Source organism: Parabacteroides sp. ASF519 (assembly GCF_000364265.2).
GTDB lineage: Bacteria > Bacteroidota > Bacteroidia > Bacteroidales > Tannerellaceae > Parabacteroides > Parabacteroides goldsteinii.
Window position 1 is genome coordinate 1,645,852 of sequence record NZ_AQFV02000006.1, and the last position, 20,076, is coordinate 1,665,927.

The window sequence follows — 20,076 nt, forward strand, 5'->3', positions numbered from 1 at the left end:
CAGACAGTTTTTATGAAATAATGAAAAGGCCATCTCATTGCGGGATGGCCTTTTTTCTTGTTTACAATATGCTTCTAAACATATAGCCGAAATTGTCCGGTTGCACGGAAATATCTACCTTGTAGGCCACTTGCAATTGTTTTATTCTGACAAATTGTAAGTTTATTTTAAAACGTCATCAGTTATGGATATACATCTAGGTAGCCAATTGCCGGCATATCCTTCTTTTGTTGCCGGTATCCGCCGCGCCCCCGATCGCGGTTATTCCCTTACGTCTGCACAAACTGAAACAGCATTGAAAAATGCCTTAAGGTACATTCCGAAAGAACTTCATGAGACATTAGCACCTGAATTTATGGAAGAGCTTCGTACCCGTGGAAGGATATATGGGTATCGTTATCGTCCGGAGGGTGATCTGAAAGCACGTCCCATTGATGATTATCGAGGAAACTGCCTGGAAGGAAAAGCTTTCCAGGTAATGATTGACAATAATCTCTGTTTCGACATTGCCCTCTATCCTTATGAGTTGGTGACGTATGGAGAGACAGGTCAGGTCTGTCAGAACTGGATGCAATACCGGTTGATCAAACAATATCTGGAGATCATGACACAGGAGCAGACCCTGGTGATTGAATCGGGCCATCCGCTCGGTCTGTTTCGTTCCAGGCCGGATGCTCCCCGGGTAATTATCACCAATTCGATGATGGTCGGTATGTTCGATAATCAGAAGGACTGGCATGTGGCAGCCCAGATGGGGGTTGCCAACTATGGTCAGATGACAGCTGGAGGGTGGATGTATATCGGACCGCAGGGTATTGTGCATGGAACCTTCAATACGCTCCTGAATGCCGGTCGCCTTAAACTTGGCATACCGCAGGACAAGGACTTGCGAGGACATCTTTTCGTCTCGTCCGGATTAGGAGGAATGAGCGGGGCACAACCGAAAGCGGCTGTTATTGCCGGTGCTGCCTGCATTGTGGCGGAAGTGGATCGATCGCGAATAGAAACACGCCATTCGCAGGGATGGGTCCAGTTGGTTACAGATAACGAGGCCGAGGCTTTTCGCCTGGCTACGGATGCTTGCCGTGCCAAAGAGCCTCTTTCGGTTGCTTATCATGGGAATATTGTAGACCTGTTGGAATATGCCGCATCGGAATCTATTCCTATCGACTTGCTGAGCGACCAGACTTCGTGTCATGCTGTTTATGAGGGTGGATACTGTCCCGCAGGAATCTCTTTCGAAGAACGTACGCGTTTGCTTTCGGAAGACCAGGAAACGTTTTGTGCCCTGGTGGACCGTTCTTTGCGCAGACATTATGAAGTGATAAAACGGCTGGTCGAGGGCGGAGCCTATTTCTTCGATTACGGCAATTCATTCCTGAAAGCGATTTATGATGCCGGTGTAAAAGATATATCCAGGAATGGTATCGATGAGAAAGATGGTTTTATCTGGCCGTCTTATGTGGAAGATATAATGGGACCGGAATTATTTGATTACGGCTACGGTCCTTTCCGCTGGGTTTGTCTGAGCGGGAAAAAAGAAGACCTGGTCAAAACCGACCATGCCGCCATGGATTGTATTGATCCGGACCGGCGGGGACAGGACCGTGATAACTACAACTGGATACGCGATGCCGAAAAGAACAATCTGGTAGTAGGTACACAGGCCCGTATCCTTTATCAGGATGCCGAAGGCAGGCTGAAGATTGCACTTCGTTTCAATCAGATGGTCCGTGACGGAGAGATCGGGCCGGTGATGCTGGGACGCGACCACCATGATGTCAGCGGGACAGACTCGCCTTTCCGGGAGACGTCCAATATCTACGACGGTAGTAACGTCATGGCCGATATGGCTGTACAGTGTTTTGCCGGAAATGCAGCCCGCGGAATGAGTCTGGTAGCCCTTCATAATGGTGGTGGTGTCGGTATCGGTAAAGCGGTAAACGGAGGATTCGGTATGGTTCTCGACGGAAGTAACCGTGTTGATGAAATATTACGTTCTGCCATGTTATGGGATGTAATGGGCGGTGTGGCGCGCCGTGCCTGGGCACGTAACCGGCATGCTCTGGAAACAAGTGAAACATTTAATAAGAATAATGAGAATCAGTATCATATCACTCTTCCTTATATTCCGGAGGAAGAATTGATACGAAAAACAATAAAGACCTCTTTAAATACCTGAATTTATGAGTAGTTGGAATAAAATTATGGAGTGTGTCCCCAATTTTAGTGAAGGTAGGGACTTAGGGAAGATAGAAAAGATTATTGAGCCGTTCAGAGCCAGGCAAGGAGTAAAACTGTTGGATTATAGCAATGATGAAGATCATAACCGCCTGGTCGTTACTGTAGTCGGTGAACCGGAGGCGTTGAAAGCCGCCCTGTTGGAGGCTGTAGGACAGGCGGTCGCTTTGATAGACCTGAACCGGCATGTCGGGCAACATCCGCGGATGGGAGCTGTCGATGTGATCCCGTTCATCCCGATCAAAGGATGTGCAATGGATGAAGCGATTGCTTTATCTAAAGAAGTTGGTGAACAGATTGCAACCTTATACCAGGTCCCTGTGTTTTTATATGAGAAGTCGGCAACCGCCCCTCACAGGGAGAATCTGGCAGCAGTCAGGAAAGGTGAGTTCGAAGGGATGGCTGAGAAGATTAAACTAGCAGAATGGCAGCCGGATTTCGGACCGGCGGAGCGCCACCCGACAGCCGGTACGGTTGCCGTTGGTGCCCGTATGCCGCTTGTTGCCTATAACGTCAACCTGGGTACGGCCGATTTGAATATTGCCAGCGACATTGCCCGTAAGATCCGTTTTATCGGCGGCGGTCTTCGTTATTGTAAAGCAATGGGAGTCGAACTGAAAGAACGGGGTATCGTGCAGGTCTCGATTAATATGACCGACTATACTCGTACGGCCTTGTACCGCGCTTTTGAACTGGTGAAGATAGAGGCTCGCCGTTATGGTGTTGCGGTTGTAGGTAGTGAGATTATCGGATTGGTTCCGATGGAAGCATTGATTGATACAGCTTCTTTCTATTTAGGGTTGGAAAACTTTTCCATGAACCAGGTGTTAGAAGCTAGAATAATGGAATAAAACATGAAAGGAGATAAATTACTGATAAGGAACGCATCGCAAGTTGTAACCTGTTCCGGTTTTGAAGCAAAAAGAGGGACGGCAATGTCTGATCTCCATATTATAGAAGATGGAGCAGTGGTTGTTTCCGAAGGTGTTATAACGCATGTCGGTCCGACAAAAGAAATAGTACGTCAGGTAGATCCGGACGAATACCTGGAAATCGATGCCAGTGGAAGGGCATTGCTTCCCGGGTTTGTGGATAGTCATACCCATTTTATTTTCGGTGGTTATCGTGAAGAAGAGTTTTCCTGGCGGTTGAAAGGCGACAGCTATATGTCGATCATGGAGCGTGGCGGTGGTATAGTCAATACGGTCAATGCCACCCGTGAACGTGATTTCGAGCAACTGTGGAGTATCGGTTATGAACGGCTCGACGAAATGTTGGACATGGGCGTAACGACGGTGGAAGGGAAGAGTGGATATGGTCTTGATTTCGAAACCGAACTGATGCAGTTGCGTGTAATGGCAGACCTCAACGAGGAACATCCGGTCGATGTCGTGTCTACTTATTTGGGAGCTCATGCCGTTCCCCCTGAATATACTCATCAGACGGATGATTACATTACTTATATGATCGAACAGGTCCTGCCGGAACTTCGTCTGGAGAGAACGGTTACTTTCTGTGATGTTTTTTGTGAACAGGGAGTATTCTCGGTAAAACAGAGTGAACGTTTGTTACGTGCCGCCAGAAGTCAGCGGTTTAAGTTGAAGATGCATGCCGATGAGATCGTATCTATTGGAGGTACGGAACTGGCGGCCCGTCTGAAGGTTGTCAGTGCCGATCATTTGCTGCACGCTTCGGATGAAGGCATCCAACGGTTGGCACGCAGCGGGGTGATTGCCACCTTGCTTCCGCTCACCGCCTTTTCGTTGAACGAACCTTATGCCCGTGGCCGTGAGATGATTGACGCCGGTTGTGCAGTTGCGCTGGCTACCGATTATAATCCCGGCAGTTGTTTTTCCTGTTCTATCCCGATGCTATTCGCTTTGGCGTGTATTCAGATGAAACTGACTCCGGAAGAGGCGGTTACCGCTTTGACGATTAACGGGGCGGCGGCTCTGGGGCGTGCTAATAAGATCGGCAGCATAGATGTAGGAAAGAAGGCCGACCTGATCCTGCTGAAATATCCGTCCTATAAATTCCTTCCTTATAATGTGGGAATGAATATCGTGGATACGGTGATTAAGGACGGAATCATTTATATGATTTGAGAAACAGTTTATTCATTGTTTAATACCTTAAATATAAATACCATGCTTGTAGACTTGACAATTAAAGAATTTCTGGCGGAAACAGCCAGTAACGCACCGGTTCCGGGCGGCGGAAGTATTTCAGCCTTAAACGGTGCTATCGCTACCGCATTGACGGAGATGGTCGCCAACCTGACCATCGGGAAAAAGAAGTATGCCGATGTGGAAGGGCAGATGAAAACGATAGCTACGGAAGCGGCCCTGATCCGTGAGCGCCTGATCCGCGACATCGACCGTGACAGTGAAGCCTACGATCGTGTGTTTGCCGCCTTTAAACTTCCGAAAGAAACGGAAGAGCAGATCGTCGAACGTGCCCAGGCCATTGAAGATGCCACGAAAGAGGCGGCTATTGTTCCTATGCAGGTTGCCGAAGAGATCGCGTCTGTGATGGAAACCGTCATTTATGTGGCACATAAAGGAAACCGGAATGCCGTTACCGATGCTTGTGTTGCCATGATGACTGCCCGTACCTGTGTCTTGGGAGCCCTGCTGAACGTACGTATCAACCTGGCTTCCATCAAAGACGAAGCTTTTGTAAAGCAGATGAAAGTGAAAGCCGACCATCTGGAATCGGAAGCGATCCGTATTGAAACGAAGTTACTGGATTGGGTTAAAACAATAGTATAACATGAGCAATGTCTATTATGTAGGTTCCGAACCGCTGACATTCGACAGCATTGAGTTGATCCTGACTCAGAACATGAAGCTCGAGTTAAGCCAGGAAGTGCGCGAACGCATCCAGCGTTGCCGCGATTACCTGGACCGGAAAATCGAACAACAGGATGGTCCGCTTTATGGCATTACAACCGGCTTCGGCTCGTTATGCAATAAAAATATCTCGCCCGACGAACTGAGTACCTTACAGGAAAACCTGGTGAAAAGCCATGCCTGTAGTGTCGGTGACGAGGTGAGTCCCGTCATTGTCCGGTTGATGATGCTGCTGAAAGCACATGCTTTGTCTTTGGGCCATAGCGGTGTACAGGTTATTACCGTACAACGTATCCTCGATTTCTTCAATAATGATGTTCTGCCGATCGTTTATGACCGGGGCTCCCTGGGAGCTTCCGGCGATCTGGCTCCGTTGGCGAATCTCTTCCTGCCGCTGATCGGAGTGGGAGATGTTTATTATAAAGGAAAGAAGCGCGAAGCGATCAGCGTATTGGATGAGTTTGCCTGGAAGCCCGTACGCCTGAAAAGTAAAGAGGGACTGGCTTTACTGAATGGAACACAGTTTATGAGTGCAAATGGCGTTTTTGCCCTGATGCGTGCTTTTCGTCTTTCCCAAAAGGCGGATACGATAGCGGCCTTGTCTTTGGAAGCCTTCGACGGTCGTATCGATCCTTTTATGGATTGTATCCAGCAGATGCGTCCTCATCCGGGACAGATTGAAACGGGAGCAGCTTTCCGCCGGTTGTTGGAGGGAAGCGAACTGATCAACCGGAAAAAGGAGCATGTGCAGGACCCTTATTCCTTCCGTTGTATCCCGCAGGTTCACGGAGCGACAAAGGATGCGATCAATTATGTTTCCGGCGTATTGCTTACGGAGATTAATTCGGTGACGGATAATCCGACCATCTTCCCGGAAGAAGACAAGATCATCTCGGGTGGTAATTTCCATGGTCAGCCATTGGCCATTTCTTTCGACTTTCTGGCCATCGCTTTGGCTGAATTAGGAAATATATCCGAACGCCGTGTCGCCCAATTGATCATGGGACTTCGCGGTTTACCGGAATTTCTTGTAGCCAATCCCGGACTAAACTCTGGTTTTATGATCCCGCAATATGCTGCTGCAAGCATGGTCAGCCAGAATAAGATGTATTGTTATGCCGCCAGCAGCGATTCGATCGTATCCAGCAATGGTCAGGAAGATCATGTCAGCATGGGAGCCAATGCTGCAACCAAACTATTCAAGGTAATGGATAATCTCGATCATATCCTGGCGATTGAATTAATGAATGCGGCACAAGGAATGGAGTTCCGCCGTCCGGCCAGGACTTCACCTGTCCTTGAAAAATTCCTGAGAGACTTCCGGAAGGAGGTCCCTTTCATAGAGGATGATATTGTAATGTACACGGAGATCCATCGTACGGTGGCTTTCCTTCGGAGGTATCCGTTGTAGTTACGCTGATCGTAGATAGTTCAGCTATATGTTTTGAGAGACCTTTGTTTCTGAATTATCCGTGTGGATATGGCCTGATTGTAGAGCCGAAGCTTTTGAATATAAAGCTTCGGCTCTAATTTTTTATGAGAATTTAACTGACTAAAAAAAACGATCGTTTTTTTTAGTCACCGCGAAGGTACTCACATTTTTTTATTTATAGATGTTTATAAAAAGAAAAAACGACTGATTCATTGCATTTTATACTTAGAAATACGCTCATAAATCAGGTGTCTTCTTTTACTCAAAAACAGCTAAAATCGTGACTAGAAAAAACGATCGTTTTTTCTAGTCATTCAATATTTTCATATAAAGAAAATCCACTGTTACAGAGGTTTGTATTTATATTTTTGGCTTTGATTGTGTAATAGAATTCTAAGTAGACGCTTTCTGATGGATATAAGCATACGGCAATTAAGAAATAGTAATGAGCAAATGTTTAAAAGTATTGTAGAATCTTATTGGCCCCGTTTACATAAGTTCGCCCAGATTTATGTATTGGATAGAGAGGTGGCCAAAGAGATTGTGCAGGATACTTTCCTTGTTTTGTGGAAACAACGGGAAAAATTGGACAAAGAGACCTGTCTAATAACTTATTTAATGGTGATATGCCGGAATAAATGTTTTAATTATTTGAAAGGTTTACAATTGGAGCAGGTCGAGATTAATGATTTAAATGAGTTTGCTATTTATCAAAGAAGTAATGTTTACGTTTTGGAAAATGATTCGTTGGAAATACTGATGACAAAAGAGTTGGCATCGGCTATAGAAGCTTCATTATCGAAATTATCTGCACGTACAAGAGATATTTTTATGATGAGCCGTTATGACGGTTTCAAAAACAAAGAGATAGCCGAAAGTCAGTGTATAACGGTTAAAGCTGTCGAGTTTCATATCAACAAGGCCCTGAGTCATTTGAGAGATGATCTGTCCAAAGAATATCTCATTCCTATTATTTTTTTGATTTTGTATATAGGATTGAAAAAATAATTGTATTGTTTGTATGTCTGATTATCAAAGTTTTATGGTGTTGCTATGAAAAAACTTACCAAAAAGTGAAAAAAATCTCCATTTTCTACTAGGGTAAAATTAAAAAAAGTTGTTCCTCCTCTGTCTGGTATCAAAAGATAGATTATGAACAACGATTTAGTTATACGATTTATAGAAAGACAGTGCACAATAGAAGAAGCGCGTGAAGTTCTGCGCTGGATTGAGGCAACTGAAGAGAACAAGGCTGTTTTCTGTCAAATGCAGGCTGTACATGCTTCTATTGGAATTGATCATTCAGACCGTACAGAAAAAGTAAGCCCGGAAGATGTCCGGAAGATAATGAAAGAAATAAGCCGCAAACGGTATCGGCTATTACCTTATGCCGCTGCGGTTGTTTGTGCTGTTGTGGCTGTCCTGTTATTTATTATCTCCCCTTTGAATGAAAGAAATCTTAGTGAATATGAAAAAGTCCTGGCCGGAATTGAAGATAAAAAAGAGATTACTCTGACTGTCAACAATGATAAGGAGATAGAATTGTCTGATACTTCGATTGTTGTTACGTATGATAAAAAAGGACAAATCCTGATTAATGATACAGTGGCTGTTCCCGGGGAGAAGGAGAATCTTGATCATTTGAATATGATCCGTGTTCCTTACGGGAAGCGTTCCACTTTGATTCTGGCTGATGGTTCCAAAGTGTATCTCAATTCTGGTTCGTCATTAGTCTATCCGGCTGTGTTTGCCAAAGATAAACGTGAAGTTTACCTGGATGGTGAGGCCTATTTTGAAGTATCGAAAGAAGCACGGCGGAAATTTGTTGTGCAAACGGCTTATAAAGCAGTGGAAGTATTGGGGACGAAGTTTAATGTATCGGTCGATAAAAGGCAAAGCCTGTTTGAAGCGGTATTGGTGACTGGTAAAATCGGTTTGGAAAGTAATACCGGCAAAATAGAACTTATCCCGAACCAATATTATGGTTATGATCCGGATTCCGGACAGGATGAGCTGAAAACAGTAGATACCAGGGATTACATTTCCTGGATTGAAGGGAGACTCCGATTTAATCGTGAGCCTTTGGATAAAGTAATCCATCGGTTAGAGAAATCTTATAATATAAAAATAGAAATTCTTGATTCTAAATACCTCAAATATCAAATATCGGGTAATCTGGATTTGAAAAGTACGCCGGAAGAGACAATGAATGTTCTGATGAGGATTCTTATTCCGGGTTATAATTCTCAAAAACAAAAGTTATACCAAATAAAAGAGAAATGATTATGAAAGCCTATGTAATTAAAAAATTATTGTTTAACAAAAAGAATCTATCATTATGAGAAAGAAGACAAGCACTAGTAAAGCTGGTCCATGCGGACGAGCATCCTGGAGAAGGTTCCTGGTTGTAGGTTTGTGTAGTTGTGTTTCATTGACAATGTATGCCAATGTATTAAAGTCACAGGTAAGTTTATCCTTCAATAATACTACATTGAAGGATGCTCTGGAACAACTTCAGGAACAAGCGGGAGTGAGTATTATTTATTCGAACAATGTGTTGAATGATGAGGCGGTTGTAAATCTTAATTCCAAAAAAATTTCATTGGAAGATGCTTTACATATTTTGCTTCTTAATCAGAATTGCTCGTATAAAGTGGAAAATGGGCAGGTTATATTGTACCCTGTGGAGAAAGTACAACCGGCAGTCACTGTAGTCGCTCAAGAAGGTTTTAAGGTAAAAGGTAGTGTTTCTGATGTTACAGGTCCTTTGGCTGGTGTAAATATTATGGTAAAAGGAACTATGACAGGTGTTATATCTGACATGGATGGTAATTTTGAAATTACTGCCCCTTATTCAGGAGCTAGTTTGATTTTTTCTTATATCGGTTATCAACCTCAGGAGGTACAGATAAATGGACGAAATACTCTAAAAATTACACTGGTGGAAGATACTAAAGCTTTGGAAGAAGTTGTTGTCATAGGTTATACTACTCAGAAAAAAGCAACAATTACTGGGTCTATATCGACCATAACTACCAAAGATTTAAAGCAAAGCCCGACCGCAAACCTGAATAATGCCCTGGCGGGTAGAATGCCTGGTTTGATGGCTAATCAGTTTGGTGGTGGTGAACCAGGTGTGGATGGAGCAGAGATACGTATCCGTGGTATGGGTACATATGGAGACAAATCTCCGATTGTCATTGTAGATGGTGTTGAACGCGACATGAGTTATCTGGCTCCTGAAGAAATCGAGACTTTTACAATTTTGAAGGATGCTTCTGCAACTGCTCCTTATGGTGTTCGTGGTGCTAACGGTGTTATCATTGTTACGACTAAACGTGGTAAAGCTTCTGAAAAGCCTAGTGTGAATTTTAAGGCATCGGTAGGGACAAATGCTCCGGTTAAATTTCCTACTTATTTAGGATCTGCGGATTATGCAACCTTATATAATGAAGCTATGATAAATAGTAATCCCAGAACAGATCCTTCAAAACTTGAGTTGTTTACGCAGGATGCTATTAACAATTACAGAATGGCTAAAGGAGATAATTCTGACGGTTTAGGCTATAACTGGGACTATTTTGATTATGCGTTTAAACCGGGAATTCAACAGGATTATAGTTTGTCTATCCGAGGAGGTTCTGAGCGTGCGCGTTATTATGTGATGGCTAATTATTATTCTCAGGATGGAAACTATGAGCATACAGATTTGACGGAACACGATACTCAGGCTAGGTTTAAGCGTTATAACTTCCGTGCAAATGTCGATGTCGATATTACAAAAGATTTTTATGTGCGGGTAGATTTAGGCGCTCGTATTACGGATCGTCATGCTCCGGGAACAACAGCATCTACAGTTGTTAGTTTATGTAATACGTTGCCTCCTTATTTGCCGATAACAGTACCTGAAAATGATAATCCTGACAATGAAGATTATGTATTGAATAATCCATACGGCATGTTGTATGGGGATTATAGGCATCGTAAAAATATTTTAGGAGAGTTATCAAGAACCGGATATCTGATTGAGAAGAAAACTTATCTGAACGGATCATTTGCAATCGGACATAAACTTGATTTTATAACAAAAGGATTGAAAATTGAAGGAGTTTTCTCTTATGATGCCTCTGAAGGTAACTGGGTCAATCGGAAACTAGGTGTCAATAAAGATGGTTATATGGAGTTTACTAAATATGCTACATTCCAGCCAGCAGAAGGTAGTTACGGTTCATTTTATATGAATAATCCGAATTATACGGGTAAATATATATTAGGAAATCCTTGGTATGACAAAGATGAGACAATAGAGAATACATTTAGCCATAATGCAGCTGAAAGTAAGACCTATTATCAGTTAAAACTAGATTACGCACGTACATTTAATGATCATGATATTACGGCTATGGTTTTGTTAAATCGTTCAAACCGGAGTTATGATAACCGTGTTGCTTATCGTTATCAGGGGCTGACAGCAAGAGCGACATACGCTTTTCAGAATAAATATTTGGCAGAGTTCAATATTGGATATAACGGTTCTGAAAACTTTGCACCGGGTAAACGATACGGAACATTTCCTGCCGGATCTATCGGATGGGTTATTTCCCGGGAAAAATTTATGAAGGGAACTGATAAATGGTTGAGCAATCTTAAATTGAGAGCTTCTTATGGTTTAGTTGGTAGTGATAAAATTTCTGATAATAATGATGACCGTTTTGCTTATTTGCAATTTTTTCAGGGAGGAGACGGTTATTCGTATGGTGTGAATGAATTCGGAAATGGATACAACGGGTTGAAAGAGGGGAATTTTGCGAATCCGAATTTAACTTGGGAAAAAGCACGTAAGTTGAATATTGGTATTGACGCTTCTTTCTTTAATGAACGTCTGACTTTCTCAGCTGATTATTTTTATGAACATCGTTTTGATATTATAACTAACTTAAGTAATTCCGGAAAATTGGGATATCCAGGAATAGTCGGAAAGGATGCACCATTTGTTAACTCAGGTATTGTGGATAATAGAGGTATAGACTTTGAGATCGGCTGGAATGGTAGTATAGGAGATGATTTCCGTTATTATATCAAGCCAAATTTCACATTTGCACGAAATAAGATCAAATTCATGAATGAAGTATCGTATGATAATGACTGGCGTGCAAATACCGGAAAACGTATTGATGAATATTTTGTTTATGAAGTAGACCATTTCGTGTATGACCAGGCGGAAGCTGATCGTTTGAACTCTATGAATAACGGGGAAGGTTTCCAACCTTGGGGAACGTTATATCCAGGTGATGTAGTTTATAAAGATTTGAATGGAGACGGAAAAATAGATGACGAACATGACCGTCGTGCGATGGGAAATCCTCGTACACCGGAAATTCAATTTGGTATTCCTCTTGGTCTCCAGTATAAAGGTTTTGACTTGAGTCTGTTATTTCAGGGAGCTGCCAACTCAAGCATTTTGTTGAACGGTGCAGGTGTATGGGATTTCCCACAGTATGATAATGACCAGATTGGTAAGGTAAAACCGATGCACATGAACCGGTGGACTGAAGAAAGCAAAGATTTTGCAACTTATCCTCGTTTGACAATTGGAAAGAATGACAATAATAAGAATGAGAACAGTAGCTTATTCTTATATAATGCTTCTTATTTGCGTTTGAAGAATGTTGAGATTGGATATACTTTACCCAAAAGTGCTATTCGCTTTGCCGGGTTGCAGAATGTTCGTTTTTATGTACAAGGCATGAACCTGCTTACTTTTGATGGGTTGGATCATGTGGATGTTGATCCTGAAACAAATAATGGAAACGGTGCTTGGTATCCTATCCAGCGCATATTCAATTTTGGTGTTGATATTACTTATTAATTTAATAACAAACGACAATGAAGAAATTATATATATTAGCCGGCTTGGTTGTAGGATTATTATGTGTGACATCCTGTGATGATTATTTAGACCGTACTCCGGATGACAAAACGACAGAACAGCAAGTTTTCACACGTTATGATAAAGTCGAGTCATTGGTTACCGACTTATATGCACATGCAAAATATGCACAGCATCCATTGATTTACTTTAATCATTTCGGTTTGTCGAGTATTTCGGATGAATGTAGTGCAAGTAGCCATGAAGGGGCAATTCCACATCAATTTCATACAGGTAATTATGGTCCTTCTCAAGGAATGCCCTCTGGCAGTAGCGCAGGACAATACTGGGATGATTTGTATTCTACTATTCGCTCTTCTAATATAATATTGGAAGGTATTGCAAAATACAATACACCGGATAATCCGCAGGATGGACGAACGGGAGATTTAAAAAGGCGTATTGGTGAAGTTTATTTTTTGAGAGGTTATTTGCATTTACTTTTGATCCGTTCTTATGGTGAAGCTGTTTATGTCAATCGTGTAATAAATCCGGGGGATGATATGACTTTTGAGAAAGAATCGTTCCATTCGATGGTTGAAAAAATCTGTGCAGATGCTGATTCGGCTTATAATCGTGTTGATAGTTGGAATGGAGGACAATACTTCGGTCGTGTCGATAAAGGAGCATGTTTGGGCTTGAAAGCTATGGCTCGTTGGCTTGCAGCTACACCTCTTTGGAATGGTGGTAATTTACCGAATGATAATCGTATCTTCAAGTCCGAATACGGTTATGACCAGAAACGTTGGGAATTGGCAAGAGATGCAGCTAAGGCTGTATTGGAGTGCACAAAAGAGGACGGCTCTTTACGTTATAAATTATACGAAACCTATACAAAGGATGACTTCAGAGATGTTGATGGTAAAACTGATACGAATAATAAAAAAGTCCAGCAACGTTTGTGGCAGATGATGTATGATATGAATGCTATCCAGGATGAATGGGTTTGGTTCGTAACAAGAGATAAAGATACGGGCTGGTCCGGCGACGTATTGCCTCCGTCACAAGGAGGTCATGCCCGTCAACGACCTTTGCAGGAACAGGTTGATGAATATGAATATATTGCTCCGGATGGATATGGTTATCCTATCTATTGCAATCATGCAGAAAAAGATGGATACGATGATGGCAATCCTTATGAGGGCATTCAACGTGATCCTCGTTTGTATCGTGATATTCGTTATCATGGTTCCTGGTATGGAGGTAACCAGTTGAATACAGCTGAAGGTAATGATGCGGTCGGGGGGAGTTATTTGGATCAGGCTTCTCATACGGGGTATTATTTGAGAAAGTTCTATAAAGATGGTTGGGATCGTGGTCATGGTGGCCATACTATTAACGGACCGGCTATTTGGCGCTTACCGGAATTCATTTATATCTATTGTGAGGCCGTTAATAATCTGACAGGTCCTAATGATGAAATTTATAATTTGATTAACAAGGTTCGTGACCGTTCTTTTATGGCGCCAATGCCACCGGCTGCAAAATCGGATAAAGAATTGATGGAAGAATATATTCAACGTGAACGTCGCGTAGAGTTATTTTATGAAAATAATCGTTATTGGGTTGCCCGTCTTTATCTCCAACCTGGAGATTATAACACGACCTCCAATGTAAAAGCTTCGGAATGGCCATATCCGAAAGATCAGCGTCAGTCTCATGGGATGAAACCGGTAGAAGATCCTAATGGAAAAATAGAGGTTAATGGAAAAAAATATCGTATGGAGCGTTTCGTTGTAGAAGATAACCGTGTGTTTAGTGCTCCCAAATCGTATTTATGGCCGATTTTACAGGAAGAACTGAAGCGTTGTCCTTCCCTGGTACAGAACCCCGGCTGGTAAGATAAGCCGGAACTCCTTTGTGTTTTTAATTTGATGAAAAGCCTGCTGTTTCAATTGAGCGGCAGGCTTTTTTTATCAATAGATCCGTTGAAGTTAAATAATTCATTATACATTTGTAAACTTAATTTTTTAGACAAATGAAATTATCAGTAGCAATCCTTTCGCTCGCAATCCTATCGGGCGGGAATGCCTCGTTTGCCCAAACCGACAAACAAGACAAAAAGGCGAAGGCCTATATGGTAGCCGACGCTCATCTGGATACCCAATGGAACTGGGATATCCAGACAACGATCAAAGAGTATGTTTGGAATACGCTCAGTCAGAATCTGTTTCTGCTGAAACGCTATCCCGACTATGTGTTCAACTTCGAAGGTGGTGTGAAATATGCCTGGATGAAGGAATATTATCCGGCGCAGTATGAAGAAATGAAAGAGTATATCAGGAACGGCCGCTGGCATATCTCCGGCAGTAGCTGGGATGCAACGGATGTGCTGGTGCCTTCTACCGAGTCGTTTATCCGCAACATTCTGCTCGGACAAGAGTATTACCGGAAAGAGTTCGGAGTGGAGAGCACGGATATCTTCCTGCCAGATTGTTTTGGTTTTGGCTGGACATTGCCGACGATCGCTGCCCATTGCGGTCTGATCGGTTTCTCCTCCCAGAAACTAGACTGGCGTAACCATCCCTTTTACGGAAAAAGCAAACATCCTTTCATGATCGGTTTGTGGAAGGGAGTGGACGGTGCTTCCATCATGCTGGCTCATGGTTATGATTATGGCAGAAGATGGAAAGATGAAGATCTGTCCGAAAGTAACTATTTGCTGGAACTCAGCAAACGTAATCCCTTCAATATCGTCTATCGTTATTATGGAACAGGAGATACGGGCGGTTCACCAAATCTCGCCTCTGTCCGTTCTGTTGAAAAAGGTATTAAAGGCGATGGCCCGGTGGAAGTGATCAGCGCCACCAGCGACCAAATGTTCAAGGACTTTATGCCTTATGACAAACATCCTGAACTGCCGGTTTTTGACGGCGAATTGTTGATGGACGTGCACGGTACGGGTTGCTATACCTCGGAAGCTGCCATGAAATTGTATAACCGTCAGAACGAAGTACTGGCAAATGCCGCCGAGAATGCTGCCGTTGCCGCAGATTGGTTGGGAACTGCCGCTTATCCGTTGAATACATTGACTGATGCCTGGAAACGCTTTATCGTTCACCAGTTTCATGACGACCTGACGGGTACAAGTATTCCCCGAGCCTATGAATTTTCATGGAACGACGAACTAATCTCTCTCAAACAGTTTGCCGGTGTACTGACTTCTTCTGTGAGTGCGGTTGCCGGTCAGTTGGATACCCGTGTAAAAGGTATTCCGGTTATACTTTACAATGCCCATTCTTTTCCGGTAACCGACCTGGCGGAAGTTGTGCTGGATATGCCGAAGTCACCGAAAGGATTTACCGTTTATGACGATAAAGGAAAGAAAGTTGCGGCCCAGATGCTTTCTTATGAAAATGGGAAAGCCCGCTTGCTGATCGCAGCTTCCGTTCCGGCAAGTGGTTATGCCGTTTACGATGTTCGTGAAGGTGGACCGGCAACCCGTATGGTTTCAGTTGAAGCGAACGCATTGGAAAACTCCATGTATAAGATCCGTCTGGACGGAAAAGGAGATATCGTCTCTCTTCTCGATAAAAAGAACAATAAAGAACTGGTGAAAGAAGGTAAGGCGATCCGTCTGGCTCTTTTTACAGAAAACAAATCGTATAACTGGCCTGCCTGGGAGATTATGAAAGAGACGATAGACAAAGAACCAGTCTCTATTACCGAAGATGTAAAGATCTCTCAGATCGAGAACGGAGAGTTGAGGAAATCCCTTTGTATAGAGAAACGTCATGGACAGTCCGTATTCAAACAATATATCCGTTTGTATGAAGGTAGCCGTGCCGACCGTATTGATTTCTACAATGAAATAGACTGGCAGTCGACCAATGCTCTGCTGAAAGCTGAGTTCCCGTTGAGTGTCTCAAATCCCGAAGCAACCTATGACTTGGGTATCGGAAGTGTTAAAAGAGGAAATAATACGCAAACAGCCTATGAAGTATATGCACAGTATTGGGCAGACTTGACGGATGCAAATGGTTCCTATGGTGTATCTGTCCTGAATGACAGTAAGTACGGTTGGGATAAACCGAATGATCATACAATCCGGTTGACTTTGCTTCATACGCCGGAAACCAAAGGCGGTTATGCTTATCAGGATCGTCAGGACTTCGGTTATCATACATTTACTTATAGTCTGTTGCCTCATTCGGGAGGATTCGGGAAAGCACAAACAGGTGTCTGTGCCGATAAGTTGAACCAACCGATCATGGCATTTGCCGCCAACAAACATGCCGGTCGTCTGGGTAAATCTTTCTCTTTTGTCAATTCGGATAACACAAGTGTCGTTATCAAGACATTAAAGAAAGCCCAGGTATCCGACGAATTGGTGGTTCGTGTCTATGAAACCGGTGGAGTAAAGGAACAGACTGCCGAAATTTCTTTTGCCGATGCCATTGTCAGTGCAAGCGAAGCGGACGGAACGGAGAAGACGATTGGTAAAGCTAGTTTCACTGGTAATAAGTTACAGGTATCTGTTAAACCCAATTCGGTGAAGACGTTCAAGGTTAAGCTCAAACTATCGGATGTTTCGGTCGACAAACTGCAATATGCGAGTCTGCCTTTGAATTATAACAAGAAATGTGTCAGTTGGAATGAATTCCGTCGTGAAGCCGATTTTGCTTCCGGTTACTCTTATGCCGCAGAATTACTTCCTGATTCGATCGTTGTCAGCTCCATTCCTTTCAGGTTGGGTGAAAAAGAGGCTGTAAACGGTTTGACTTGTAAAGGAGACACGATAGAACTACCGGCAGGTGACAGCTATAACCGTATTTACTTCCTGGCTGCATCGAGGGAAGGTGATAGCGAAGGAACTTTCAGACTGGGAAAAACGGAACATGCGATAACAGTTCCCGAATATACCGGCTTTATCGGTCAATGGGGACATCTGGGGCATACGGAAGGTTTCCTGAAAGAGGCAGAAATTGCTTATGTCGGAACTCACCGCCATGCTCCGGAAGGAGACGAAGCATACGAATATACCTATATGTTTAAATTTGGTATGGATATTCCCAAAGGGGCGACCCAACTGGTTTTACCGGATAATAAAGATATCGTGCTATTTGCGGTAACAGTGGTGAAAGAAGAGAATCCGCAGGTTACTCCCGCCTCCGGGTTATTCCGTATGGCATTGAAACCTCAGCAGGGCGATAAGGCAAATGCTCCGAAAGCCAATCTGATGAAAGGGGCGAAAGTGATTGCCTGTTCCGGTTTCGTCAATGAGGAAGAATCTCCCGAATGCATGATCGACGGTGATACGCAGACGAAATGGTGTGATATTACCGGCGTGCCTAATTATGCAGACTTCGATCTGGGTGAAACAAAAAATGTCAGCGGTTGGAAGCTGGTGAATGCCGGACAGGAAAGCCATTCTTATGTGACCCGTACTTGTTTCCTCCAGGGAAAGAACAGTTTGTCGGAAGAATGGAAAACATTAGGACGCCTGGATGACAACCGTAAGAATGAGGTAACCGGTTTGCTTACAAAACCGGAATCAGTCCGTTATATCCGTTTGTTGATCGCCCAGCCGTCGCAGGATACAGGTAGTCGTGACGCCCGTATTTATGAGTTGGAGGTTTATTGACGGATTGTCTGACAAAACATAATTAATTTATTAAACTAAAGCGTCTGAATCGGATTTTATTCTGATTCAGACGCTTTTTTTGCTCTCCGAAAAAGTTTGTACACTTCTCCTTTCAGGTTTCATTCGCATGGCAGCCTTGAAAAATAAAGAACTGAAATGAAGGGTTGTATGTTTAGGCTTTTAAAATGCCGATGGCTGGTTATTCGTTCGTCTACCAATAGTTATCCATTCATCTACGGATAGTAGTCTGCTGGTAAAGCATAGGTGTTTCGAAATGTTAAGTCAGGACTTTTGATAACGAAACATATATGTTTTGAAGACAAAAGTCCTATGTTTTGCCAGTCGTTATTTTACCTTGAAATTTCGTATACATTTTTTCACAGTTTCATCCCTTCAGCCGGATATTTTGAAAAACACTCCATTCGTAGCTGACTGAAAGCTGAAAGCAATAGCATGCAATAACATAGAGAGGTGGAGCCAACTAACAAACGGATTCATGCTATATTCAATTTAACTCAGAAAACAGTTGTATTTGATTTCAAATACTTAAGTATTTAGTTACAAATACAATTGTATTTGAATCCGGAAATAATAGTGTTTTTTCTACTATCCTTTGCTCTGATATGGGCGTGCTTATATTTTATTCATGTAATACTCATTTTTTCGTTTTTTCAGCTAGGGTAAATTGAGAAAAAGTTGTTCTTCTTTAGATTCATATAATTAAAAATTCTGTTATGAAAAGAAGAATAGCCTTTTGTCTTTTACTGTTAGTCTGTGTACTTGTTTATTTTAAAGTTCTTCAAGCTGATTTCCTTTATTATTGGGATGATCAGGTTATCGTAATGAATCAGTATACTGTCGGAGGTTGGAGTTGGAATAATCTGTGGCATATTTGTACTGATTTCCATGCAGGACAGTATGCTCCTGTCATGGAGATGAATTTCCTGGCGTTATATACTTTCTTCGGTTATAATCCTTTTTGGTTTCATTTGGCGAATCTGTGTTGGCATTTAGGGTGTGTTTGTCTGACCGGACTGTTTATTGTAGAGTTATTAAAAACACATGGCTATTTTTCAAATAAAGAGATTCATCTGATTGCCTTTTTGACTGCGTTTATTTTTTCTATTCATCCGTTTAATGTAGAGTCTGTAGCATGGGTCAGTGCTGTGAAGATTTTGATATATAGTTTTTTCTATTTATTGGCTGTCATTTGCTATCTACGGTATATTAAAACGATGAAGGAAAAGGATTATCTGCTGACTCTTTTTTTATTTGCCGTTTCGTTTCTGGCGAAGGAGCAGGCTGTTACACTTCCTTTGTTATTAATACTCATAGACTGGTTTTGCCATCGGAATTTGAAAGAAAAGGCATTATGGGTTGAGAAACTCCCATTTTTCATATTGTCTTTGTTTTTTGGAATAATTACGATCCTCTCTCAGGCTGGGGGAGGAGATGCTCCTGTTTTTCCATTCGGACAACGTATTGTTTTGGCCTGTTATACACTCTTTGAATATTTAACAAAGTCGTTATTCCCCATTGGGTTAAATTATTTATATCCGTTTCCGATTCTTCCCGGAGAGAGTTTGCCTGTAAGGTTCTGGATTTATCCATTGTTGGTGATCTGTATAATTTCCTGGTTATGGGTCAATAGGAAAAATAAGTTATTACTTTTTGGTGCATGTTTCTTTGTCATTCACCTATTGGTTGCCTTAAATATTATTTCCACATCCAGACAAGCCATAGTGGCAGACCGATATTCGTATATGAGTAATATTGGAATAATCTTTTTAGTTGTGGTCATGCTCGTCTGGTTAAAAAGTAAATGGAGAAATAAGTATAAATGGAAGGGGATACTTGTTGCTTTCTTAATGTATAGTTTCTATTTGGGAGGATATACATATATCTACTCAACACGTTGGGAAAATACAGAGACTGTTAAGCTGCATATCAATGAGTTGTTGAAAGAGAGAGAAACAGAAGAGAAAAATCAGGCTCAGTCAGAATCGGTTGAGTCGAATTATTAATATAAATATTTTAC

At 42.4% G+C, this 20,076-nt stretch carries 12 protein-coding genes; 11 read left to right on the plus strand and 1 reads right to left on the minus strand.

Going from position 1 to position 20,076, the window contains the following annotated elements:
- Positions 1 to 184 precede the first annotated feature (184 nt).
- The 10 genes from hutU (at position 185) to C825_RS06500 (ending at position 18,038) form a co-directional block, all read left to right on the plus strand.
- A complete protein-coding gene (gene hutU / locus C825_RS06455; RefSeq protein WP_007655117.1) occupies positions 185 to 2,182 on the plus strand; it encodes a urocanate hydratase in 1,998 nt (665 codons plus the stop codon).
- A 4-nt stretch (positions 2,183 to 2,186) separates the two neighbouring features.
- Complete coding sequence (gene ftcD, locus C825_RS06460) at positions 2,187 to 3,092, plus strand: glutamate formimidoyltransferase (RefSeq protein WP_010801890.1); 906 nt, start codon at positions 2,187 to 2,189, stop codon at positions 3,090 to 3,092.
- A 3-nt stretch (positions 3,093 to 3,095) separates the two neighbouring features.
- Entirely contained in the window at positions 3,096 to 4,346 is a 1,251-nt protein-coding gene (hutI, locus tag C825_RS06465; RefSeq protein ID WP_007655114.1) for an imidazolonepropionase, read from the plus strand.
- 42 nt (positions 4,347 to 4,388) lie between these two features.
- Positions 4,389 to 5,012, plus strand: coding sequence for a cyclodeaminase/cyclohydrolase family protein (locus C825_RS06470; protein ID WP_010801891.1), 624 nt, complete (start codon positions 4,389 to 4,391; stop codon positions 5,010 to 5,012).
- A 1-nt stretch (position 5,013) separates the two neighbouring features.
- Positions 5,014 to 6,504, plus strand: coding sequence for a histidine ammonia-lyase (gene hutH / locus C825_RS06475; RefSeq protein ID WP_010801892.1), 1,491 nt, complete (start codon positions 5,014 to 5,016; stop codon positions 6,502 to 6,504).
- Positions 6,505 to 6,978: 474 nt separating this feature from the next.
- Complete coding sequence (locus tag C825_RS06480; protein ID WP_224263527.1) at positions 6,979 to 7,533, plus strand: RNA polymerase sigma-70 factor; 555 nt, start codon at positions 6,979 to 6,981, stop codon at positions 7,531 to 7,533.
- Between the two features lie 144 nt (positions 7,534 to 7,677).
- A complete protein-coding gene (locus C825_RS06485) occupies positions 7,678 to 8,808 on the plus strand; it encodes a FecR family protein (protein WP_010801893.1) in 1,131 nt (376 codons plus the stop codon).
- Positions 8,809 to 8,863: 55 nt separating this feature from the next.
- On the plus strand, positions 8,864 to 12,394 hold the full coding sequence (locus C825_RS06490; protein WP_010801894.1) for a SusC/RagA family TonB-linked outer membrane protein: 3,531 nt from the start codon (positions 8,864 to 8,866) through the stop codon (positions 12,392 to 12,394).
- Between the two features lie 17 nt (positions 12,395 to 12,411).
- Positions 12,412 to 14,295, plus strand: a complete 1,884-nt coding sequence (locus tag C825_RS06495; RefSeq protein WP_007655107.1) for a RagB/SusD family nutrient uptake outer membrane protein — start codon at positions 12,412 to 12,414, stop codon at positions 14,293 to 14,295.
- 137 nt (positions 14,296 to 14,432) lie between these two features.
- Positions 14,433 to 18,038 (plus strand): beta-sandwich domain-containing protein, encoded by a 3,606-nt coding sequence (locus tag C825_RS06500; RefSeq protein ID WP_010801895.1) that lies wholly within the window; start codon positions 14,433 to 14,435, stop codon positions 18,036 to 18,038.
- 767 nt (positions 18,039 to 18,805) lie between these two features.
- On the opposite strand, the gene C825_RS27610 is transcribed toward C825_RS06500, so the two are convergent.
- Positions 18,806 to 18,928: a hypothetical protein gene (locus tag C825_RS27610; RefSeq protein WP_262496329.1), complete on the minus strand. Its 123-nt coding sequence runs from the start codon at positions 18,926 to 18,928 to the stop codon at positions 18,806 to 18,808.
- 39 nt (positions 18,929 to 18,967) lie between these two features.
- Between C825_RS27610 and C825_RS06505 the strand changes: the two genes are divergently transcribed.
- Positions 18,968 to 20,062, plus strand: coding sequence for a hypothetical protein (locus C825_RS06505; RefSeq protein ID WP_228100100.1), 1,095 nt, complete (start codon positions 18,968 to 18,970; stop codon positions 20,060 to 20,062).
- Positions 20,063 to 20,076: the final 14 nt, after the last annotated feature.